The sequence below is a fragment of the Treponema sp. R8-4-B8 genome (genome assembly GCF_054786175.1).
This window is the reverse complement of sequence record NZ_BDHE01000319.1, coordinates 1-491: the sequence shown is the minus strand read 5'-3', so window position 1 is coordinate 491 and position 491 is coordinate 1. Positions and strand designations below refer to the sequence as shown.

Sequence of the window (491 nt, the reverse complement as noted above, 5' to 3'; positions counted from 1 at the left end):
ATAAAAAAAAGAGAATACCGCTGGGAACAGGTGTTTCAAAATATCATTTCAACAAAAACAACGGAAATTACGGCGGGCTATAAATACAGAACATTTGAAAAGGCAAACCGCAGGTATTTCCATACCCCCGATATTATCCTTCCCGTTTTTATTGACAGAAAAATAAAAATTTCTTTGGTAATCATAATGGATATTTCCGGTTCAATGTATAATATAACAGATAAAATGTACGGCATTATGAAGAGCATGATTGATATTCTGGATATTGCAATTGATATTTCAATACTTGAAGTAGATACAGATGTCCAAAATATAATGCGCGGATTCGATTTAAAAAAAGAAACAATTAAAAGCAAAGCGGGCGGCGGAACTGAGATGGGCGCGGGACTTCGCTATATTCTGGAAAATAAATGGAATCCTGATTTAATCGTCGTAATGACTGACTCATACACTCCATGGCCCGACCCGCCAATACTGGCTGATAAAACAGT

At 36.5% G+C, this 491-nt stretch carries 1 protein-coding gene; it reads left to right on the top strand.

The window, feature by feature from the left end; translation table 11 throughout:
• The coding region (locus ACYVRA_RS08590) for a VWA domain-containing protein (RefSeq protein ID WP_461252303.1) at window positions 1-491 on the top strand (491 nt) is incomplete at both ends.